Source organism: Mesorhizobium sp. RCAM 05104, from assembly GCF_059683645.1.
Genome location: NZ_CM185033.1, coordinates 2,529,155 through 2,549,380 on the forward strand (window position 1 = coordinate 2,529,155; position 20,226 = coordinate 2,549,380).

General features: G+C 62.8%; 17 protein-coding genes and 6 pseudogenes. 11 read left to right on the plus strand and 12 right to left on the minus strand.

Going from position 1 to position 20,226, the window contains the following annotated elements; translation table 11 throughout:
- The 9 genes from AC56QP_RS12500 to AC56QP_RS12540 form a co-directional block, all read right to left on the minus strand.
- Window positions 1-222 (minus strand): rubredoxin, encoded by a 222-nt coding sequence (locus AC56QP_RS12500; RefSeq protein ID WP_489859493.1) that lies wholly within the window; start codon window positions 220-222, stop codon window positions 1-3.
- Entirely contained in the window at window positions 219-1,064 is an 846-nt protein-coding gene (locus tag AC56QP_RS12505) for a hydrogenase expression/formation protein (RefSeq protein WP_489859492.1), read from the minus strand. The genes AC56QP_RS12500 and AC56QP_RS12505 overlap by 4 nt, the downstream gene beginning before the upstream one ends.
- A 25-nt stretch (window positions 1,065-1,089) precedes the next feature.
- Window positions 1,090-1,521, minus strand: a complete 432-nt coding sequence (locus AC56QP_RS12510; RefSeq protein ID WP_489859491.1) for a thioredoxin domain-containing protein — start codon at window positions 1,519-1,521, stop codon at window positions 1,090-1,092.
- A 4-nt stretch (window positions 1,522-1,525) separates the two neighbouring features.
- The gene (locus AC56QP_RS12515; protein WP_489859490.1) at window positions 1,526-1,858 is read right to left on the minus strand and encodes a HypC/HybG/HupF family hydrogenase formation chaperone; all 333 of its coding nucleotides are present in this window, start codon (window positions 1,856-1,858) and stop codon (window positions 1,526-1,528) included.
- On the minus strand, window positions 1,858-2,547 hold the full coding sequence (locus AC56QP_RS12520; protein ID WP_489859489.1) for a HyaD/HybD family hydrogenase maturation endopeptidase: 690 nt from the start codon (window positions 2,545-2,547) through the stop codon (window positions 1,858-1,860). The genes AC56QP_RS12515 and AC56QP_RS12520 overlap by 1 nt, the downstream gene beginning before the upstream one ends.
- Window positions 2,548-2,991: 444 nt before the next feature.
- Window positions 2,992-3,702, minus strand: a complete 711-nt coding sequence (gene cybH, locus AC56QP_RS12525) for a Ni/Fe-hydrogenase, b-type cytochrome subunit (protein WP_489859488.1) — start codon at window positions 3,700-3,702, stop codon at window positions 2,992-2,994.
- 9 nt (window positions 3,703-3,711) lie between these two features.
- On the minus strand, window positions 3,712-4,287 hold the full coding sequence (locus AC56QP_RS12530) for a HupE/UreJ family protein (RefSeq protein ID WP_489859487.1): 576 nt from the start codon (window positions 4,285-4,287) through the stop codon (window positions 3,712-3,714).
- A 13-nt stretch (window positions 4,288-4,300) separates the two neighbouring features.
- Window positions 4,301-6,097, minus strand: coding sequence for a nickel-dependent hydrogenase large subunit (locus AC56QP_RS12535; RefSeq protein WP_489859486.1), 1,797 nt, complete (start codon window positions 6,095-6,097; stop codon window positions 4,301-4,303).
- Entirely contained in the window at window positions 6,097-7,200 is a 1,104-nt protein-coding gene (locus AC56QP_RS12540; RefSeq protein ID WP_489859485.1) for a hydrogenase small subunit, read from the minus strand. Before AC56QP_RS12540 ends, AC56QP_RS12535 begins: the two co-directional genes overlap by 1 nt.
- A gap of 970 nt (window positions 7,201-8,170) precedes the next feature.
- Between AC56QP_RS12540 and tdh the strand changes: the two are divergent.
- The 5 genes and pseudogenes from tdh to AC56QP_RS12565 form a co-directional block, all read left to right on the plus strand.
- Window positions 8,171-9,121, plus strand: a pseudogene (gene tdh, locus AC56QP_RS12545) (L-threonine 3-dehydrogenase); the annotation flags it as partial.
- Window positions 9,110-9,379, plus strand: coding sequence for a MucR family transcriptional regulator (locus AC56QP_RS12550; RefSeq protein ID WP_497104079.1), 270 nt, complete (start codon window positions 9,110-9,112; stop codon window positions 9,377-9,379). The pseudogene tdh and the gene AC56QP_RS12550, both read left to right, overlap by 12 nt.
- Window positions 9,380-9,919: 540 nt before the next feature.
- Complete coding sequence (locus AC56QP_RS12555; protein WP_489859483.1) at window positions 9,920-11,272, plus strand: M16 family metallopeptidase; 1,353 nt, start codon at window positions 9,920-9,922, stop codon at window positions 11,270-11,272.
- A gap of 151 nt (window positions 11,273-11,423) precedes the next feature.
- Entirely contained in the window at window positions 11,424-12,653 is a 1,230-nt protein-coding gene (locus AC56QP_RS12560; RefSeq protein WP_489859482.1) for a M16 family metallopeptidase, read from the plus strand.
- Between the two features lie 208 nt (window positions 12,654-12,861).
- Entirely contained in the window at window positions 12,862-13,104 is a 243-nt protein-coding gene (locus tag AC56QP_RS12565; protein ID WP_489859481.1) for a DUF6074 family protein, read from the plus strand.
- A 93-nt stretch (window positions 13,105-13,197) separates the two neighbouring features.
- Here the strand turns inward: AC56QP_RS12565 and AC56QP_RS12570 are convergent.
- Window positions 13,198-14,190, minus strand: a pseudogene (locus AC56QP_RS12570) (transposase); the annotation flags it as partial.
- A 154-nt stretch (window positions 14,191-14,344) separates the two neighbouring features.
- Here AC56QP_RS12570 and AC56QP_RS12575 point away from each other — a divergent pair.
- The 6 genes and pseudogenes from AC56QP_RS12575 to AC56QP_RS12600 all read left to right on the plus strand — a co-directional run bounded on the left by AC56QP_RS12575 (window position 14,345) and on the right by AC56QP_RS12600 (window position 17,817).
- A pseudogene (locus AC56QP_RS12575) lies at window positions 14,345-15,303 on the plus strand (IS110 family RNA-guided transposase).
- Between the two features lie 368 nt (window positions 15,304-15,671).
- Complete coding sequence (locus AC56QP_RS12580; protein ID WP_489859480.1) at window positions 15,672-16,046, plus strand: hypothetical protein; 375 nt, start codon at window positions 15,672-15,674, stop codon at window positions 16,044-16,046.
- Window positions 16,043-16,540, plus strand: a complete 498-nt coding sequence (locus AC56QP_RS12585; protein WP_489859479.1) for a hypothetical protein — start codon at window positions 16,043-16,045, stop codon at window positions 16,538-16,540. The genes AC56QP_RS12580 and AC56QP_RS12585 overlap by 4 nt, the downstream gene beginning before the upstream one ends.
- Window positions 16,528-16,719: pseudogene (locus AC56QP_RS12590) on the plus strand (hypothetical protein); the annotation flags it as partial. The gene AC56QP_RS12585 and the pseudogene AC56QP_RS12590, both read left to right, overlap by 13 nt.
- Before the next feature lie 241 nt (window positions 16,720-16,960).
- A complete protein-coding gene (locus tag AC56QP_RS12595; RefSeq protein ID WP_489859478.1) occupies window positions 16,961-17,335 on the plus strand; it encodes a hypothetical protein in 375 nt (124 codons plus the stop codon).
- A gap of 26 nt (window positions 17,336-17,361) precedes the next feature.
- Window positions 17,362-17,817 carry a hypothetical protein gene (locus tag AC56QP_RS12600; protein WP_489859477.1) on the plus strand — a complete coding sequence of 152 codons (456 nt, stop codon included), beginning with the start codon at window positions 17,362-17,364 and terminating at the stop codon, window positions 17,815-17,817.
- A 469-nt stretch (window positions 17,818-18,286) separates the two neighbouring features.
- Here AC56QP_RS12600 and AC56QP_RS12605 read toward each other — a convergent pair.
- A pseudogene (locus AC56QP_RS12605) lies at window positions 18,287-19,525 on the minus strand (IS256 family transposase).
- A gap of 118 nt (window positions 19,526-19,643) precedes the next feature.
- Window positions 19,644-20,213 (minus strand): annotated as a pseudogene (locus AC56QP_RS12610) (pyridoxal-phosphate dependent enzyme); the annotation flags it as partial.
- Window positions 20,214-20,226: the final 13 nt, after the last annotated feature.

A 20,226-nucleotide genomic window follows, 5' to 3' on the forward strand; every position in this document is an offset into this window, starting at 1 on the left:
TCAGTCGTTCACGACCATGAAGCCCTGCTTGGAGCCGTCGCAGGTAGGGCAGCTCCAGTGCGCCGGCAGTTCGGCGAAAGGCGTGCCGGGCGAGATCTGCCAGTAGTCGTCGCCCTTGGCCGGGTCGTAGACATGCCAGCAAATCCTGCATTCGAGCCGCGACATCGGGTCGATCTTGGCATTGTCGCCGCCATAGGAACCGGCAAAGAACGAGTCGTTCATCGGTAGACCTCCAGGATTTCGAGGAGTCGCTGGCGGCTGTCGGCAATATCCTCGGGCGCGGCGCGGACCACCTCCGGCAAGGCCGTGACCTCGATCGTGTTGAGGATGAGATCGTCGCTCGAATTGAAAAAGCGCACCCACCAGACGCCGCGCGTCGCCGTCGTGGTCACGCGGCAATTGCCGTAGCCACGCGACAGCACGACCACCGGCCCGTGGCCAAGCAGGCCGTCGAGGAAGGTCAGGTCCTGTTCAGTGTGCGGCAGCAGCGACAGGTTTATGACGTGTGGCCCGATGCCGGGCCCGACGAGCGGGATGCGGTCATTGAGCTCTGAAATCAGCGGCGGCGCGTTCAAGACGCCCATCGGATAGGTCGCCGGCCCAACGAGCGTATTGCGGCAGCCGGCGAAGGCCCTCTCCAGCACGGCCGAGGGAAAGGCGCCGACATCGACGAAATCGCGCACAAGCCTGCCATCCGGTCCGGTCTGGCGCACGCGCCAGACACCGGCGAGCACCGACTCCTGAGCCTGCAGGTCTTCGCCGCAGATGATCGAGACCTCGCCTTCGCCCAGCGCCTGATCGATCAGCGCGCGATTGGCGCGGTCGAGGGGAGAAAGATCATGCACCGCGTTTTCGCAATCCAGCGAGCACCGGTCGAGGCTTTCGGCCAGCGCGGACAGCACCGCCAAAGCAGCTTCGAGCCCTGCGACATTTTCCTTCTCCGGCAACACGGGTGCCGCAGAGGTCGCCATGACCTTCAGCATTTCCATATACTGCAAGTCGCCGCCGTCCTCTTCGCCCGGCTGTGAACCCGGCCCGATGCCGCGGAATAGTGATGCTGCCATGGCGCGCCCTCCCCGGCGCTTTCGCTCAGTGGAAATGATCGTGGTCGCGACGGTCATGCGTCGCGCAGGCTTCGGGAAACTCGAAAGGCGGCGGCGCGCTCGGCTCGCGCGTCAGTATGCCGGCGATCTCGGTGAGGTAGTCTTCCCAGTCGAGCACGCGCTTTATGACGCCGAGATATTCGCCGTTCCTCAGGAAGACGAGCGCCGGGAAGGCGTTGAAGCGATAGCGGCTTTGCAGCTTGCGCTCGCTCTCGCGCGATACCACGACCGGCTTGAATACGCCCTGGAAGGCCTGCACCAGCTCCGGCAGGATCACCGCCACATCGTTGCTCTCGGCGAGCCGCAGCCAGTCACCGGGGAAAAACAGCGCGGTGAAGTCGAATGCGTCGATGTTCGCCTCGTCAACCACCGGGATGCGGTGGCGCTCCATCATCATGGTGAGAACGGGTGAAAACATGGACTCAGGCATCCTCCGTGCCTTGCGGTGCAAGGGCTTGCGTCGGCCGCAGATGCTCCGGCAGTTGCGGCTCGCGGCCGACCAGGTCGGCGAAGAGGTGGTCGACGTCGGCGTCGCCGGCGAGCGCACGCTCCGTCGCTTCGATGGCGTCGGCGATCAGGCGCGCCATCTCGGCTGTGACAGTCTCGCGCGCGGTGTCGAGGAAGGCGAGTATCCACGTACCCGCCGGCTGGTCGCCCACCAGCGTCATGTCGACGCGCCGCGTGCCGCTGCGACCGGTGCACAGGGCAATGCCGCCGCTGCATTCAACCACCTGGAAGGGAACGCCGACACACATCAGCCCTGCTCTCTGGACGATTGCAAAAGCGCGTCGACCTCGCGCTCGAAATTCGCCGGGCCAGCGAAGGCACTATTCGCGAGAAGCCGCGCGTCGCCGTGACGACAGGCCTCTTCCGGCCGGGGTCGACCGCTCTCGTAGATGCCGATGCGCATTTCGCGCGAGGCGAGCGTCTCTTCTTCGGCCAGCGGTTCGGGGCGCTTGGCGATTGTCGCGCCGTGCCGGGCGAGCCACTCGATGGCGATCTCGATTGCAGGCTCGATCTGAGCCTTCACCGCGGGCCGGAGACTGCCGCCGTAGTCGTCCAGCTCGACCGGTTGCACGCCGACGAGAAGGAGATGGGCGGGATAGTCACCCATCATCTCGGCCATGGCGAGAACTTCCTGAAAGCCAGTCTGGTGAAGCGAAATCTTCTTCACTCCGAGGAAGGCCGGCACCTCGCCGCCTTCGACGAGCTTCAGCGTGCCGGGCGCCAGGCCGTAGTCGACCGCATCGAACACGACGAGGATGTCGGCCTCGCGGATATGTTGGACGAGGTAGATGCCCTGCGTGCCGCCATCCATGGCCCGGACGTTGTCCGCCGTTTCGCAGAGCCGGTGGAACTCCTCCACCACGCGGACGCCGAAGCCCTCATCGGCCCATAGCAGATTTCCGATGCCGAGCACGAGCACCCGTGGCGCGCCGTTCATTGGAAAAGCCTCCTCCGTACCTTTTTCTTTCCAGCAGCAAGAGGCGGGCCAATTGGTGGGGGGCCGGCAAATGGTTTCGAAATAAGGGGTGATCTCTGGATAGCGAACGACGCGCAGAGGGCGATTACGATTTTACCGCACAGACGGAAAGTATCCTTCCATTGACGGGTGCGGCATCGGCCGGACTGAGAACCGACATTCCAGGCCGATGAAAAGTTTGCGTTCACTCGCCCACCCCACTGCGCCTCGCTCCGCACCTTTGCCCCTGAAAGGGATAGAGGAAGGGTGCCGGGCGTTGCGGTTGCGGTTGGCACTTCCGCTCCCCGTCGAACGGACGCAGAGGCGAAACCGAGACGAAATGTGGGTCGACTTCAAGGCCCCCTTGTTGAAGAGGAAAGCCGGCGCGGGCAAACGCCCGCGCCGGCAGGTGAGGTCACGAAAATCCTAGTGGGAATCACGCGGGGCACTGTTGCCTCGAAAAGTCCGCCAGCCTGAGAACATCGAGGAAATGATCGTCTGTCTCGACATGATGTCCTCGCGCACCGCGACATAGATGTGGATGATGACGAAGCAGATGATCACCCACATGCCGAGATGGTGCCAGGTGTGGACGTCCTGGCTCTGGCCGAACAGCGGGATCACCCGGCTCGAGAACAGCCTGTGCTGCCAGGAACCCATTCCGGTCCCTTCGCCGTAGAGTGCGAGACCGGTCACGATCATGAAGATGGTGAACCAGACGAACAGGATGTGCATGGCGATCGTGGCGAGCGGGTTGTGCCCCGAATACTTAATCGGCTCCCTGACAAGCAGGGCATACCAGAACACCTCATGCCAGACTTCCCGCCAGAAGCGGCCGCGCCAGACAGGCGGCAGGAATATCTGCCGGGCATGCTCGTTGCCGGCGAAGACCCAATAAATGCGGAAGGCGAAGCCAGCAATCAGGACATAGCCGGCCGCGAAATGCAGGTATCGTATCCAGCCGAAGACGAAGCTGGCGCTGGCTTCGCCGCCGACCGATGGCGGCGGCGAACCGATGAGGTAGCCGGTTCCGGCCAGCGCAAGGATCGCGAAGGCGTTGACCCAGTGCCAGAGGCGCAGCGGCGCCTCGTAGACATAGACCGCCTCTTGGCTGTGAGATGTATGGCTCACGGTCATGGCCGCCTCCTATCCGCCGAAGACGAGCGCGGCACCCGAGCCGGCGACCAGCATGCCGAGGCCGGTTCGCAGCCAGGGCGATGACGCGATTTTGAGGCCGACGCTGACGCCGAAGAGGCGGAGTGCTGCGGTCGACAGCGTGAAACCGCCGACATAGGCAAATGTTGCTCCTGCGGCCTCGCTGGCGTGCGCATGGCCGTGGAACAGCGCGAACAACCCGGCAAGGCCTATGCCGGCGATGCCCGGCAAACCTGCACCGAAAACGATCATCAGCCCGAGCGCCAGCACCGACAGCGCGATCATGCCTTCGATCTCTGGCAGGGCGACGCCGACAAAGGCGAGCGCGGCGCCGCCGCTCATGGCCATGAGGAAGGCGGCCGGTGCGGTCCAGACCCGCCACGGCATGGCGACCGATGACCAGACCCCGACCGCCGCCATAGCGAGCAGGTGGTCGAGACCGAGCAGCGGATGCGCGAGGCCCGCGGCAACGCCGCCCGCATAGCCTGCGCCGACATGGGCACAGGCCGGGCCGACAAGGGCGGCGAGCGATGCTGCTACGCCGAGTTTCACGACAGTGCGTCTCATCGAAAATCTCTCCCTACCGCACTTTGACATTGGCCAGCTCCCGGCCGTCCGGCCCCATCACGTGGGTCGAGCAGGCAAGGCACGGATCGAAGCTGTGTATCGTCCGCAGAATTTCGACCGGCTCCTCGGCGCGCTCGACCTTGGTGTCCATCAACGAGGCCTCGAAGGCGCCGATACTGCCGGCATTGTCGCGGGGAGAGCCGTTCCAGGTGGTCGGCACGACGCACTGGTAGTTCTCGATGCGGCCGTTCTTGATCCGGATCCAGTGACCCAGTGCGCCACGCGGCGCCTCGGTGAAGCCGACGCCCTTGATCTCGGCGGGCCAAGTCTTCGGGTCCCACTTCTCGGTGTTGGCCGTGGAGGAGTCGCCGGCCTTGATGTTGGCGATCAGCTTGTCCAGGAAGTAGGCCTGCTTGCGGGCCGCCCACTGCGCTTCTAGAGCGCGCGCAGCGGTGCGGCCGAGCGTGGAAAAGAGCGCGCTGAGCGGCGCGCCGAGCACGCGCAGCGTGGAATCGACTTGTTCCTTGATTTCCTCGTGGCCCTGGGCATAGCCCACGACATAGCGGGCGAGCGGGCCGACCTCCATGGCGTGGCCGCGCCATCGAGGTGCCTTGATCCAGGAATATTTTGCCGACTCGTCCAGCTCGATGATGTTGGTGCGTGTGCCCTTGGCATTGGGCCCCAGTTCGTAATGCGGCTCGGTGATGCCGTCCCAGGGGTGCAGGCCCTTGGCCTCGTCCGGATACTTGTACCAGGAGTGCGGCACGAATTCCTGGATCTGCTCGGGATCGCGTACGTCGACCGGCAGCACCTCCTTGAGATTGCCGTTGATGATGGCACCTTGCGGCATCATCAGGTTAGCGGCGGAATAGTCGTTGGCCTTGTCGGGGATATCGCCATAGGCGAGCACGCTCTTGCCCGACAGCCCGCCACCGTAGAGCCAGGCCTTGTAGAGATTGCCGATCGCGATAATGTCGGGGATGTAGACGTTGTCGACGAAGGCGATGGTACGCTCGATGACGCTGCGGACGTAGTTCAGCCGCTCCATGTTGATCGGCGCGCCGGCCGCCATCTCACCGTCGATATTGATCGCACAGGGCACGCCCCCCACCAGCCAGTTGGGATGGATGTCCTTGCCGCCGAAGATCGTGCGCGTCGTCATGATCTCCCTCTGGAAGTCAAGCGCTTCCAGATAGTGCGTCACCGCCATCAGGTCGGCTTCCGGTGGCAGCAGATAGGCCGGGTTGGTCCAGTAGCCGTTCTTGAACGGCCCGAGTTGGCCGCTCTCCACGAACTTCTTCAGCCGGTTCTGGATGTCACGGAAATAGCCCGGCGAGGACATCGGGTGGCTCGGCGAAACCGCCTGCTGCAGTTCCGACGTCGCCTTCGGGTCGGCTCTCAATGCGTTGACCGGGTTGACCCAGTCGAGCGCGTGCAGGTGGTAGAAGTGGACCAGATGGTCGTGCACCTGCAGCGAGAGCTGCATGATGTTACGGATCGAATTGGCGTTCTCCGGGATTATGATGCCCAGCGCGTCCTCGACCGCACGCACCGAGGTGAGCGCGTGCGTGCCGGTGCACACCCCGCAGATGCGCTGGGTGAAGGCCCAGGCGTCGCGCGGGTCGCGGCCCTTGAGGATGACCTCGAGCCCGCGCCACATGGTGCCGGTCGAGACCGCGTTGCGGATGATGTTGTTCTCGTCGATGTTGACCTCGCAGCGCATGTGGCCTTCGATCCGCGTGACCGGATCGACGACGACGCGCTGGCCGGAGGTATCGAGATTGAAGCCGTTCGGCGTCCGGATGCCCATCAGTTGTTCCCGCCTTTTTCGCGCATCCGCTTGACCACGCTCGCCGCCGCATGCGCGGCCGCGGCGGCGCCGACCACGGTCGCGGCTGTCGTGCCGATCCTGTCGGCATCGGCCTCGATGCCGAAGCCGTGGACGCGGGTCAGGCGGCTGTAGAAATCGCCCTTGTCCCAGAAGCCGTCCTCGGAGCAGCCGATGCAGGGATGGCCGGCCTGGATCGGGAAGGAGAGGCCGCCGTTCCAGCCCACCGTCGAGCAGGCGTTGTAGGTGGTCGGTCCCTTGCAGCCGACCTTGTAGAGGCAATAGCCCTTGCGCGCGCCCTCGTCATCGAAGGACTCGACGAACTGGCCGGCGTCGAAATGCGGGCGCCGATAGCATTTGTCGTGGATGCGCTGGCTGTAGAACATCTTCGGCCGGCCTTGCCGGTCGAGTTCGGGGAATTTCTCGAAGGTCAGGATATAAGTGATGACGGCCGTCATCACTTCTGCGATCGGCGGGCAACCGGGCACCTTGATGATCGGCTTGTCCGGCAGGCCGGGAACCTTATGGACGGGCGTAGCCCGCGTCGGGTTCGGCCGCGCGGCCTGTACGCAGCCCCAGGAGGCGCAGGAGCCCCAGGAGATGATCGCCTTGGCGTTGGAGGCGGCATGCTTGAGCTGGTCGACGAAGGGCTTGCCGCCGATGATGCAGAACATGCCATCCTCGTTGAGCGGCGGATTGCCTTCGACCGCGAGAATGTAGTTGCCCTTGTACTGTTCGACGATCTCGTCGACGATCGCCTCGGCCTGATGGCCGGCGGCCGCCATGAGCGTGTCGTCATAATCGAGTGAAAGCATCGACAGCACGACGTCCTTGGCGAGCGGGTGCGCCGAGCGGATGAAGCTTTCGGAGCAGCAGGTGCATTCGAGCCCATGCAGCCACAGCACCGGAATGCGCGGCTTGGATTCCATCGCGTAAGCTATTTTCGGCGCGAAGGCCGGTCCAAGGCCGAGGGAAGCCGCTGTCAGGCTACAGAATTTCAGGAAACTTCGGCGAGTGATCCCCTGCCGGCGCATGACCTCGTAGAATGTTTCTGGCGTCAGGACTTCCTCCACAGGCGGCGGCATCTCTTGTTGCCGGGATATGCGAAGGCGAAGCAAGTCCGGTGCCAGACTTGAAAAGTCGAACAAATTAAATACGCAGATGCTTTTCGAGGCGTTGCCTTGTTCCGGTCGCCGGCAATGGAGTGGCAACCGGGCTGGCAGATTGCAGAGAAAGCTTCCGCGATGCAGGGACGGGCGAGGAGCCCTAGCGACGGGTGCCGACGATATTCGGCGGACCTCGACCGACCGCGCCCAGAGGCCACGCGGCTTGTCAGGACGGCCGAACAGATCGCGCTCGCCCTGCGCGGCTACAGCAAACTGGGTATCGCGGGATTTGGTTCACGGGTTGGATGACGTCGAAGACGTTGCGCTCTTCGGCAGTCAGGTGGCTCCGCTTGTCCGGCGCTAGACCGCGCACGATGAGGCGGTGAGATCTGGCCACACGCGCGCCGGGGCCACTCCGTGATTTCGCTTGACGTACTGACGGCGACGGACCGGTGCCGACCACATGGTGTCTCGATCCATGCAAACAATACTGTCGCTATTGACCCAAACTGTCGACTATCGAACAGACGCACCATAGGCGAAACGTTTTGCATTTCGTGCGCAGCCCTCAAGCAAAAACGAAGGAAGAGCGCGACGCGAAGGTGCGCACACCTGTCTCGGAGCAAAGGAGGATATCGGGCTTGCAGGAGGTCGAGTTTTCCGCGTCCATACATCTAGCGCTTTACGAGCTTGAGTTTCGTATTTGGCCCTCCGTCTGGCCGTTTGACCAGGGTTCGGTGATCGCGGCGCGGACGGCTGCGCGGTCGCGAGTGATACCGCTGGCGAAGGATGCGGTGACCCGGCATCGGTTTCCAACCTGAGGGCGACCGGTGTGCGCGGCGTTTCGGAACCCGTCTCGCCTCCCCCTTCCACGGCAGGAAACCCTGGAGTGCTGTCTCTCTCTCCGCCAGCTCAGGAGCGCAATCACTCGAGGTATAGGGAGATCCTGATGTCGAACATGATGAAGGCGCTGGTCAAAGCCAAGGCCGAGCCGGGCATCTGGATGGAAGAGGTGCCGGTGCCGGAAATCGGCCCAAACGACGTTCTGATCAAGGTCAAAAAGACGGCGATCTGCGGTACCGATGTCCACATCTATAATTGGGACCAGTGGGCGCAGAAAACCGTGCCGGTGCCGATGGTGACCGGCCATGAATTCGTCGGCACGGTCGCCGATTTCGGTACGGCGGTGACCGAGTACAAGATCGGCCAGCGTGTTTCGGGCGAAGGCCACATCGTCTGCGGCCACTGCCGCAACTGCCGGGCGGGCAGGGGGCATCTGTGCCGCAACACGCTCGGCGTCGGCGTCAGCCGCCCCGGCGCCTTCGGCGAATATCTGGCGATCCCGCAGCACAACGTCGTGCCGATTCCCGATGATGTGCCCGACGAGATCGCCGCAATCTTCGATCCCTTGGGCAATGCCGTTCACACCGCACTGTCCTTTGATTTGGTCGGCGAGGACGTGCTGGTCACCGGCGCCGGGCCGATCGGCATCATGGGCGCGCTGGTGGCGCAATGCGTCGGCGTCCGGAAAGTCGTCATCACCGACATCAATCCGGTCAGGCTGGCGCTGGCGAGGAAGCTCGGCGTCCAGCACGTCGTCGACGCCTCGAAGGAAAAGCTGCGCGACGTCATGCCGGCGCTCGGCATGACCGAGGGTTTCGACGTCGGCCTCGAAATGTCGGGTGCCGCGCCTGCCTTCCGCGACATGATCGATACCATGAACAATGGCGGCAAAATTGCCATTCTCGGCATCGCGCCGACCGGCTTCGAGATCGACTGGAACAAGGTGATCTTCAAGATGCTGCATTTGAAGGGCATCTACGGCCGCGAGATGTTCGAGACCTGGTACAAGATGATTGCGCTGGTGCAGGGTCGTCGGCCGGTCCCGGTGGGGGACCTCCCTGCACCAACCGGCCAAGTGCACGCAGCACGGAAGCCAGGGTCGGAAGTGTCTCCGGAGAAGAGCCGCAAGGCTCTGAAACCTGCTGTCCCGATCAGGAAGTCGGTGACACCGGACTACATCATCTCCCTTGAGCACGGGAAGAAATTCGCGCGCTTTGCCCCTTCGCCGCGGGACACCATGTTCGTCGGACCACCGGGTCAACGAGCGGGTAGCTCACGTCTCTACTTCGTGCATAACTTCCTAAGCCGGGGTTGAGGAGTTTCGGAACTGGATTGTTTTAAGCCACGTCCGCCGATGGCAGCTTAAGCCAGGCACCTTCAGCACCTCGTTGATGTCGGCCTACCAAGCCTCCTCTCGCTAACCGCCACTTCCACTGAGAGTGGCCCGGCGGGCAGCTCATTTTCTTGGCGGCCACGTTCCTGACTGCCTCTGCTCATTCACGCTCGCGCCTGTCATGCCCGTCCAGGAAGCGTTTCCGGATCAGTTCCAACGCTCTCCGTGCCGCGGCCTGTTCGAGGCGCATCCTATTCCCCGGCGCGACAGCACGTTCAAATCCTCGTCCGCACCCGCAAGATATTGCACAAGCCGCAAGCGCTTTGCGTTCGGCATTGTCCAATATCCGACAATGTCGGGAAGGCAGCGTAGCAGTGTCATATCCATCACCTTGTGTTTGAACGGTTTGTCCTTTGGCACGGTCCTTGCGGTCCGCAAGGAGACTGGCACGCAGCGTGTTCAATCTGAGGAGTAACTCACTTGCCCCGAACCTTACCTCTCGTCCCACCACCGGGGCCATCGATGAATCTTCCGTCTGACGAGCTGCCCAGGATGCCTGCTGCGACCACCCTGGTGACGACCGCTCCGGCTCTGGCCGCCAGCGGCGACGGCAAGGCGACGAATTTCCTGCTCGACAACGGCATGGAAGTGGTCGTTATCACCGATCGCCGTGCGCCGCTCGTCACCCATATGGCCTGGTACAAGGTCGGCAGCGCCGACGAGCCGCCGGGCAAATCAGGCATTGCCCATTTCGTCGAGCATTTGATGTTCAAGGCGACCACCAATCATGCCGCCGGCGAGTTGGGCCGCGCCGTCTCGGCCATCGGTGGCTCGATCAATGCCTTCACCTCCTACGACTACACCGCCTTCCATGAGACCGTAGCGCTTTCGGCATTGGAGCAGATGATGAGCTTCGAAGCCGATCGCATGGTCAACCTCGTCCTCACCGACGATGATATCGAGACCGAGCGCGACGTGATCCTGGAGGAGCGCCGCTGGAGCACCGACAACAATCCGCAGGCGGTGCTGGAAGAGCAGATTGACGCCACACTCTGGCAGAACCAGCCCTATCGCATTCCGGTGATCGGCTGGATGCAGGAGATGGAGAAGCTGAACCGCGCCGACGCCAAGGCTTTCTACGACAAATACTACACGCCCAACAACGCCGTGCTGGTGGTGGCTGGCGATGTCGACCCGGATGTGGTCAAGGCGCTGGCCGAAAAGACCTATGGCAAGATCGCGCGTGGTCCAGACCTGCCGCCGCGCATCCGCCCGCTCGAGCCGGAGCAGAACACCAGGCGCACAGTGGCGTTGAGCGATCCTCGCGTGTCGGTGCCTCGCTTTTCGACGCATTGGGTGGTGCCGTCCTATCACACGGCGAAGCCGGGCAAGGCCGAGGCGCTCCGTCTTTTGGCGGGGATCCTCGGCGGCGGCAACCGCAGCCGACTCTACCAGCAACTGGTGGTGAAACAGGGCATTGCCGCCGGGGCCGGCGCCTTCTTCCAGGGCACCATGCTGGATGCCACCAAGTTCACCATCTACGGTTCGCCGCGCGGCGATGCCAAGCTCGCCGATCTGCAAGCGGCGATCGATGCGGAGATCGCCCGCATCGTCAAGGACGGTGTGACCGATGACGAGCTGGAAAAAGCCAAGAACCGCTATGTCCGCTCGATGATCTTCGCCCGCGACAAGCAGTACCATGTGGCCGAGATGTATGGCTCCACGCTTGCCACTGGCGGTAGCGTGAGAGACGTCGAGGAATGGCCGGACCGCATCCGCAAGGTCACCGCCGATCAGGTTAAGGCGGTCGCCGCCCGCTATCTCGTGCCCGACCATTCGACCACGGGCTATCTCTTGCCCAAGACGGAGAAGTGATGTGATGCCGAACCAACGCCGTGGCGTCTTTGCACAGGCGCGCTCCCCATGGACAAAGGAGGGCCGCGCGCGTCGCCACGCCGCTGGCGACCCTTCTCCTCGCCATTCTCTGCCTCTTCTGGCCGGCGATCAACGCCTGAACATTCAGGAGTTGAGATCTGAAAACGGCATCAACGCCTGGCTGGTGGAGGACCATGCGGTGCCTATCATCGCCATCCGGTTCGTCTTCGATGGCGGCAGGACGCAGGATCCGGCCGCCAAGGAGGGGCTCGCCAATCTGATGAGCGCCCTGTTCGCCGAGGGCGCCGGCGATCTCGACAGCGATGCCTTCCAGGTGAAGCTCGACGATGCCGGCGCCGAGATGAGCCTCCACGCGCAGCGCGACGGCATTTATGGCTCGATGCGCATGCTGTCCGAGCAGCAGAACGCCGCTTTCGACTTGCTTCGGCTCGCGGTCAACAGGCCGCGCTTCGACCAGGCGCCGATCGACCGCGTCCGCGCCCAGATGCTTTCCGGCATCATCGCCAATGAGCGCGACCCCAAGGCGATCGCCGAGCGCAAATGGCTGCGCGCGATCTACGGTACGCATCCCTATTCGCGGCCGGAGCAAGGCACCAAAGAGAGCCTCGCTGCCATCACAACGGCCGATCTCAACGCCTTCCACAAGGCCACTTTTGGCCGCGACGGCCTGCATGTGGCGGTGGTTGGCGACATCGATGCGAAGACGGTGAGTAAAAAGCTCGGCCAGCTGTTCGGCGATTTGCCTCAGAAGCAGACGCTCGCCCCCGTCGCCGATGTCGATCCCAAGCTCGGCCAGCAGCTGGCGGTCGACTATGACCTGCCGGAGACCTTGCTGCGGTTGGCTTTTCCGGGCGTCAAGCGCCACGCGCCGGACTTCTACGCCGCGATGGTGATGAACGAGATCCTCGGCGGCGCGCCCTTCACGTCGCGCCTGTGGGAGGAGGTGCGCGAGAAGCGTGGCCTCACCTACGGTGTCGGCTCCACACTGGTCGACTACGAGCATTCCAACGCGCTGCAGGTTGGGACGGCGACGAGCTCGGACCGCGCCGCCGAGACGCTCAGCCTCTTGCGCAAGGTGGTGAAGCAGATGGCGGAAGAGGGACCGACCGAGGCCGAGCTCGAGGCGGCCAAGAAATATCTGATCGGCGCCTATGCCATCAATACTCTGGGTTCCTCCAGCTCGATCGCAGCCACACTTGTCGAATGGCAGCTCGACAGGCTCGGCATCGACTACATTCAGCGCCGCGCCGCCCTCATCGATCAGGTGACGCTCGACCAGGTCAAGGCAGCGGCGAAGAAGCTGCTTTCGGCCGAGCCCGCCATTATGGTCGTCGGCCTGCCGCTGGGGCGCCAAGGATGAGCTCCGGACCCATTTGCCTTCCTTCTCCCCTTGTGAGGCCTTCGCAGGGGAAGAAGTCCGGTTCGGTGGGCTAATGAGGCCCGGGGAGCGGTTTTCAGCGCGTTAGCCGGTTCAGGCGAGCGATTCCCCGGATGTCCAAAAAAGCGCTGTTCACGAATTTTTTTAACCCGCCAATGCCTATTCGCGGGGTTGAAGGGCAAGGTGATCGATGGCTGATTCAAACATAAGCGCGTTCTTGCTGCATCGTCGGCGAAAATTGGTCGAATCTATCGCCGGGGAGCTGGAATCCAAGAACGGGGAGGACGCGAATGCCTTCTGGCGAAGCACCGTCAAAACAATTCTCGTCCAACTGTCCGAATCAGGAATTGCACCGGGGCTCGCCGAACAGGAAATTAGAACCCTTCTCCGTGCTGTCTTAGGCGATATAGCCACCCGGTCTGCGAAACTCTGACAATAGTATCGGCGCACGAGGAATGGTTGCCGCGTGGAGAACCCCGGGGGCTTCGCTAAGGCTAGCATCAGTCATCCGCCAATGCCGATCTCTCTTTTGGCGCTGCCTGAGCGTCTTTCCGCCCGGGCAGCGGTAGGTATCGCTTGCATGGTCGTAGGCGAAATCCTCACGCGAGAAGGTGCCGTCCTTGCGCTTGGAGTGGTCGAACACCGGGATGTGCGGCTCGATCCCACGCTCATGCACCAACCAGTTCAGCATTTCGGCCGAGCCGTAGCCGGTGTCGGCAATCAGCCGCTCCGGCCAGAGGCCGAACTCGTCGTGCGCCCGCTCGATCATGGTCTTGGCGGCCGTCACCTCGGCTTGGCGCACCGCGGTCGAGGGCTCCACGTCGACGATGACGGCGTGCTCCACGTCGATCAGATAGTTGGTGCAATAGGCATAGACGGACGGGCCGCCCCAAGAGGCGGTCCAGCGTGCTGCAGGATCGACAGGCGATACGAACTTTGGCTCTATCGGCGTGGCGGCCCCGAAGGCGGCGTCATCCAGAGTGGCGAAATACTCAGCCACGGCCCGCTTGGCTTTGGGATTGAGGTCCTCGGCCGTTTCGATCCCGCGCTGACGATGGGCGTCGGCGACGATCATGCTGGCATCGACCGCAAAGCCTTCGCCGCCGACGAGCCCTTCCGCTATACAGCGCCGGACGACGGTCTCGAACAGTTCGCGCAGCAGGTCGGCATCGCGGAAGCGGCCGTGGCGGGTCTTGGAGAAGGTTGAATGGTCAGGCACATCACCCTCGACGCCAAGCCGGCAGAACCACCGATAGGCCAGGTTCAGATGTATCTCCTCGCACAGCCGGCGCTCCGAGCGGATGCCAAAACAGTAGCCGACGATCAGCATGCGGATCAGCAGTTCAGGGTCGATCGAGGGACGGCCGATCGGGCTGTAGAAGGGCGCCAGATGCCGGCGGATGGCGGAAAGGTCGACGAAGCGGTCGATCGCTCTTAGCAGGTGGTCCGCCGGCACATGCCGCTCCAGGCTGAAGCCGTAGAACAGCTCCTCTTGCATCACACTTTGCTCGCCCATCATCGACTCAATCTCCTCTTACGACGAAGATTGCATCAGATGGGATATTCGGCTTGAGCCCCATCTTCGACGGTGATGGACGGAGGTGCTGCGCTCCGAGCTGATGATAGAACGTGGTCTGCAGCTACAGCCACAAACATCAGGAAGGAAGCGCAGCATGAAGCATTATGCCGGATTGGATATCTCGGTAAAAGAGACCGCCGTTTGCATTGTCGATGAAACTGGCAAGGCCGCGAGGTCAAGGTGGTCAACCACCCCGACGACCTAACCGCGGTTCTGAAAGATCCCGCCTTGCGCATCGAGCGGATCGGCTCGAGGCCGGACCGTTGTCGCAGTGGCTGTTCGAAGGCCTGGCCAGGGCCGGTTTGCCGGCAATCTGCATCGAGACCCGACACACCAAGGCATTCCTCAAGGCGCGGCCGAACAAGACGGATCGCAATGATGCGCGCGGCATCGCACAGATGATGCGCGTCAACCTGTTCCGCCCGGTGCATGTCAAGACGCTGACGAGCCAGAAGCGCCGCGCGCTGCTGACGGCGCGCAAGCTGCTGCAGGAAAAGGCCCTCGCCATCGAGAACGACCTGCGCGGCCTGATGCGCAATTTTGGGCTCAAGGTTGGCGTCGTCGGGACCGTCAAGTTTGAGGATCGGATTCGCGAGCTCGTCGAAGGACGCTGTGAACTGGCCGAAATTGTCACGCCGCTGCTGGAGGCGCGCTGCAGGCTGCGAGAACAGTTTACAGTTCTACATCGCAGACTTCTGAGAATCGTGCGGGACGATGAGGTCTGTCGGCGCTTGATGACGATCTCCGGCGTCGGTCCTGTGGTGGCGCTGGCTTACACCGCGACGATCGACATTCCACAGCGATTCAGAAACTCCAAAACGGTGGGATCCATCCTAGGACTGACGCCGGTGCTCAACCAATCAGGTGAAAGTCACCGCGTCGGCGGCGAATGTCATGCTCACGTGTTACCGAGGGGCGTTAAAGCTGAAGGATTGGGCGTTGGCGATCGCCAAGCGCTCCACCATGCGCAAGGCGCGGATCGCGCTTGCTCGTCGGCTGGCCATCATCATGCATGCGATGCTGCGGCACGGCACCGTGTTCAAGGCCGCATAGCGGATTGAGGACGAACGAGACAGGAAGCCGAAACGAGCTCCCGAGCGGAGCGACGCCCGAGGGAGGGAGTGGATGACGGCGCCGATTGTGTAGCATGCGGCCAACCAGATCGGCCGACTGCGCTTTCAACCAAGCCGCACCATACCCAGCTTACCCCATCAAGTGCCACGTGAGCACGAAGAGAACCCAGGCACCCGAACGCGTCGAGAACGCTCACAACCGAGCGGCCGCCCCTTGACTCATTAGAGAACACTATCGGTGGATACGCGACATAGCAGAGTCCGACTAAGCACACTGCCGAAACGGTTTTCTCATTTGGCACGGTTCGTGCGCTGATCGCAAACAGTCACGGACCAAGGAGAAGTCCCATGATCACCCACCAAAAAAATGCCACCCCACCTGTCCCGGACGCGCTCAAAGATGACACTCGAGTCAGACCGGGCAGCATGCTGACGGCGCATCTGGCCCGGCGCTGCCCAACGATTCTACTTTCTCCCACTAAGGGCGGCGAGGACGCAGGGCCCTCAAAACGAGGGACAACTCAGTTCGCCTCGAACCTTGCCCATCGCCCGGTCAGCACAACCGAAGCCATCAATGAACCTTCGGTCTGGCTGGCTGCGCGGCATCGCTGGACCCAGGAACTGACCGCCCGGGCCATCGCCGCCGGCGTCGATACGATCGACATTGCCTGCTCGGTCGATGCTGCCATGACCAAGGACGACGAAGCGAGGATGCTCCATTGACTACCATCGCATACAAGGACGGCGTGATGGCCGCCGACAGTCGGGCCTACGCCGGTCATTCCGGATACATCGGAACCAAGATGAAGATTCGCCGTCTGCCCGATGGACGCCTGATTGGCGCCTCTAGCGCCGGGGTTGGCGCGGGCGAGGCGATTCTGGACTGGTATGCAGCCGGCGCAGACATCAAGAACAGGCCAGACGGCGTGGAACGCGACGACGTCAATCTCCTGGTTGTTCACCCCGACGGGCGCGCTCAGATCGCCTGCCGGAGCTGGACGCTGACCGGCATGCTGTCCAATCCCTATTTCACGATCGGCAGCGGCGTCGGGCACGCGCAGGCTGTTCTGGAGTTCGGCGGCACGCCTGAGCAGGCCGTGGAGATTGCCTGCAAGTTCGATAGCTGTTCCGGGCTGCCGGTCGTCTCTCTGACGCACGGAACGCCCTCCCCTGCCCCGAAGAAGCGCAAGAGGAAGCGTAAATCATGCGTGTTGTAGCCGCGCGGCACCGCACCGATCTTGGCGCGATCTTCGTTTCTGCGGAACTCAGTAAATGGACCTGGTGGTTGATTACTTCGCTATCGCCGAGCAGTGGGGAGAACATGTCGAAACATCCGGTACGCGGCGGCGATATCACGGGACTGCTGGCACGCTTTGCCCAGCTGCCCAGACCAGCTGGTCGATCAGGAGCGATCTTGGCCGCTTGCCGGTCAAGCCCAAAGCGCAGCGGGTCTCCGACGGGTGATTCACCTCGCCAATTCTTAAGCGGCAAGCGCTTCCTATTCACGGTGTGCAATGCCCGACAATGTTGGATACGCGACATAGCAGAGTCCGACTAAGCACACTGCCGAAACGGTTTTCTCATTTGGCACGGTTCGTGCGCTGATCGCAAACAGTCACGGACCAAGGAGAAGTCCCATGATCACCCACCAAAAAAATGCCACCCCACCTGTCCCGGACGCGCTCAAAGATGACACTCGAGCCAGACCGGGCAGCATGCTGACGACGCATCTGGCCCGGCGCTGCCCAACGATTCTACTTGCCCCCACTAAGGGCGGCGACGACGCAGGGTCTTCAAGCCAAGGGACAACTCACTTCGCCTCGAACCTTGCCCATCGCCCGGTCAGCACAACCGAAGCCATCAATGAACCTTCGGTCTGGCTGGCTGCGCGGCATCGCTGGACCCAGGAACTGACCGCCCGGGCCATCGCCGCCGGCGTCGATACGATCGACATTGCCTGCTCGGTCGATGCTGCCATGACCAAGGACGACGAAGCGAGGATGCTCCATTGACTACCATCGCATACAAGGACGGCGTGATGGCCGCCGACAGTCGGGCCTACGCCGGTCATTCCGGATACATCGGAACCAAGATGAAAATCCGCCGTCTGCCCGATGGACGCCTGATTGGCGCCTCTAGCGCGGGGGTTGGCGCGTGCGAGGCGATTCTGGACTGGTATGCAGCCGGCGCAGACATCAAGAACAGGCCAGACGGCGTGAAACGCGACGACGTCAATCTCCTGGTTGTTCACCCCGACGGGCGCGCTCAGATCGCCTGCCGGAGCTGGACGCTGACCGGCATGCTGTCCAACCCCTATTTCGCGATCGGCAGCGGCGCCAGGCAGGCGCAGGCTGTTCTGGAGTTCGGCGGCACGCCTGAGCAGGCCGTGGAGATCGCCTGCAAGCTCGATTGGCGTTCCGGGCTGCCGGTCGTCTCTCTGACGCACGGAACGCCCTCCCCTGCCCCGAAGAAGCGCAAGAGGAAGCGCACATGACGTCGCTGTTCACCGCGCCCAGCCGCTTGGCTATGACGGATTCCGGGCAGCTTCTGCCGTGTTAGGCTGGCAATTAATTTAGAGAATGGGCAGTTAATTTGACAAGATGCTTGGTTTGGCCACTCCATGTGAGAATGAGGCTCGCGGTGTTTTTGCTCGAGAGCCTATCATGAACGATCCATTTCCCGACGAGATTGATGAGGCACTTTGGGATGAAGCGTGCCGGCGTACCCATGCGATCCGTGGCTTCCTGAGGCGCACCGGCCGCACAACGACCGGAAATGTTGAGGCGCTCGCAGCCGAACTCGGCCTCAACCAGGCGACAGCATATCGGCGGCCAAGCTGTTCCGCGTCGGCGGTACCGTCGTGTCGCTGGTCGATCGCAAACGCGGACGGCCGGAGGGTCGGTGCCGTAGCGGATGGTGTTGGAATTCGGCGGAGCAGCCTCCGGTAGGTTGAGCTTATCGGTTCAAGCGGCGAGGTCAATCTGCTGATCGAGCGGCTTGATTGGAAGTGTCTGCCAGCCGTCGATTTTTCGCATCGAGATTTGACCGGATGCCATCAGCGCCCAGAACAGCATGGCTGCGGTTTCGGCCGAAGGCAGCACGGTCTGGGTCTTGATGCGTCGCTTGAACTCCTCATGCAGATGCTCAATCGCATTGGTTGTTCTGGCGCTTTTCCATTGGCTCGGCGGCAGCCGGGTGAAGGCGAAGAGACGCTCGCCGGCCTCCTCCAGGCTATCGGCCACCGCGCGGCACTTGAGCCGCCATTTGCGCAGGAACGCCTTGCGGCGGATCTCGATCTCCTCCGGCGTGGCCGCGTAGATCATGTCGGTGTAATCGGCGCTGATCTCTCGTGCAGGCGCTCGGGAGCGTGGGCGAGCAGATTCCTATGCTTGTGAACCGTGCATCTTTGAACCGGCACGCCGTCCCACAGGGCCGCGATCGCCCTGTCCAGTCCGGGCGCGCCGTCGACGATGAGAAACTCAGGTCGGCGCAAGCCGCGCCCGACGAGATCGTCGAGAATGGCCCGCCAGGCCTCGGTCGTCTCGCCGCCCATGTTCTTGACGGAAAGCAGGATCTTCTGTCCGTCCTCGCGCACGCCGATGACCACGAGCAGCGAGATCGAGGTCGCCTTGCGGTCGAGCCTGACACGAACCACCGTCCCGTCGAGGATCAGGCGCACGATCGGCTCGTCGGCAAGCGAGCGGGCATTCCAGGCGTCCCAGTCCGTCTTCACCTTGCGCCAGGTGCGGCTGACGACGTCCTTGCCGATCGCGCCGCCGAACAGCGCGGCGAGCGCACGCCGCACGTCGCGTGTTCGTGCCGGCCAACGCGATCAGCGCGTCGGCGGCCATCGTGCGCCGCTGGTAGGCGCGCAGGGCCTTGCTCTTCCATTCCACCGTCTTGTCCTCGCCGGCATCAAGGCGGGCCCGCGGAACCGTGATCTCGGTGGTGCCGAAGGTCCCTGTCAGCGTGCGCGTCCGGCGGCCGTGGCGGTGGCCGGCGACACCAGTGGTCTCATCACTGCGCGCCGCCGGCTGCCGGCCATAACGGCGACGGGCAAGCACCGCGTCCAGCTCGGTCTCGAGCATCGTCTCGATGAAGCCGCGCACCCGCTCGCGCAGGCCAGCTTCGATCGGATCAAACCAGTTGTCGAAAAGATAGCTCGTCGCCTCATCCTCAGGATGAACGGCTTCCGCATTCATGGTAGTCCTTGTCATGGCGTAGTCTCCTGTCCGGCACTCTAACGCCGGATGATTCGAGGTTGAACACCCCAGAGACTACGCCAACTCCCAATTCCAACCACTCCCGCTACGGCACCTAGTCGAAGGCAAACCCAAGCTGTTTCTCCTGGGCGCGCACCTCCTCCGCGAACCCGACATAGCCGAGGCCGCCATTCGGGTGAACAGACGCGCCGGCTGGTATAGCATAGGATCTGCCTCCCCTTGACTTGACCTCGTCGAGCGCTTGTTGCCAACTGCGGCGGATGCCGATGTCAAAGCCTTCGTCGACCAGGCGCACCTCTGCGCCCATGATGCGGCTCAAAAGAATGTTGCCGACCCGGTCGTAGACGGCATCCTCATGTGGAACCCAGCTCTCATGAACCAGAAGACACTTCATGCCGATCTTGGCGGCGACCGCCGCGACCATCCGGGTGTGGTTGGACTGCACGCCGCCGACGGTGACGAGCGTATCGGCATCTGAAGCGACCGCATCGGGGATGATGTATTCAAGCTTGCGCAGCTTGTTTCCGCCGAACGCGAGACCGGAGTTGCAATCCTCGCGTTTGGCGTAGATTTCCACCTTGCCGCCCAGATGCTTGCCGAGGCGGTCGAGCTTCTCGATGGGCGTGAGTCCAAAGGTGAGCGGATAGCGTTCGAACTTTTTCAGCATGTTCTCTCCAGCA

Excerpts from the sequence above, each read along its gene's own strand:
- AC56QP_RS12600 (WP_489859477.1), top strand. The coding sequence starts at position 17,362 with ATGGCCGCCGACAGTCGGGCCTACGCCGGTCATTCCGGATACATCGGA.
- AC56QP_RS12500 (WP_489859493.1), bottom strand. The coding sequence starts at position 222 with ATGAACGACTCGTTCTTTGCCGGTTCCTATGGCGGCGACAATGCCAAG.
- cybH (WP_489859488.1), bottom strand. The coding sequence starts at position 3,702 with ATGACCGTGAGCCATACATCTCACAGCCAAGAGGCGGTCTATGTCTAC.
- AC56QP_RS12565 (WP_489859481.1), top strand. The coding sequence starts at position 12,862 with ATGGCTGATTCAAACATAAGCGCGTTCTTGCTGCATCGTCGGCGAAAA.
- AC56QP_RS12540 (WP_489859485.1), bottom strand. The coding sequence starts at position 7,200 with ATGCCGCCGCCTGTGGAGGAAGTCCTGACGCCAGAAACATTCTACGAG.
- AC56QP_RS12510 (WP_489859491.1), bottom strand. The coding sequence starts at position 1,521 with ATGTTTTCACCCGTTCTCACCATGATGATGGAGCGCCACCGCATCCCG.
- AC56QP_RS12555 (WP_489859483.1), top strand. The coding sequence starts at position 9,920 with ATGAATCTTCCGTCTGACGAGCTGCCCAGGATGCCTGCTGCGACCACC.
- AC56QP_RS12520 (WP_489859489.1), bottom strand. The coding sequence starts at position 2,547 with ATGAACGGCGCGCCACGGGTGCTCGTGCTCGGCATCGGAAATCTGCTA.
- AC56QP_RS12580 (WP_489859480.1), top strand. The coding sequence starts at position 15,672 with ATGATCACCCACCAAAAAAATGCCACCCCACCTGTCCCGGACGCGCTC.
- AC56QP_RS12595 (WP_489859478.1), top strand. The coding sequence starts at position 16,961 with ATGATCACCCACCAAAAAAATGCCACCCCACCTGTCCCGGACGCGCTC.
- AC56QP_RS12515 (WP_489859490.1), bottom strand. The coding sequence starts at position 1,858 with ATGTGTGTCGGCGTTCCCTTCCAGGTGGTTGAATGCAGCGGCGGCATT.
- AC56QP_RS12530 (WP_489859487.1), bottom strand. The coding sequence starts at position 4,287 with ATGAGACGCACTGTCGTGAAACTCGGCGTAGCAGCATCGCTCGCCGCC.
- AC56QP_RS12505 (WP_489859492.1), bottom strand. The coding sequence starts at position 1,064 with ATGGCAGCATCACTATTCCGCGGCATCGGGCCGGGTTCACAGCCGGGC.
- AC56QP_RS12535 (WP_489859486.1), bottom strand. The coding sequence starts at position 6,097 with ATGGGCATCCGGACGCCGAACGGCTTCAATCTCGATACCTCCGGCCAG.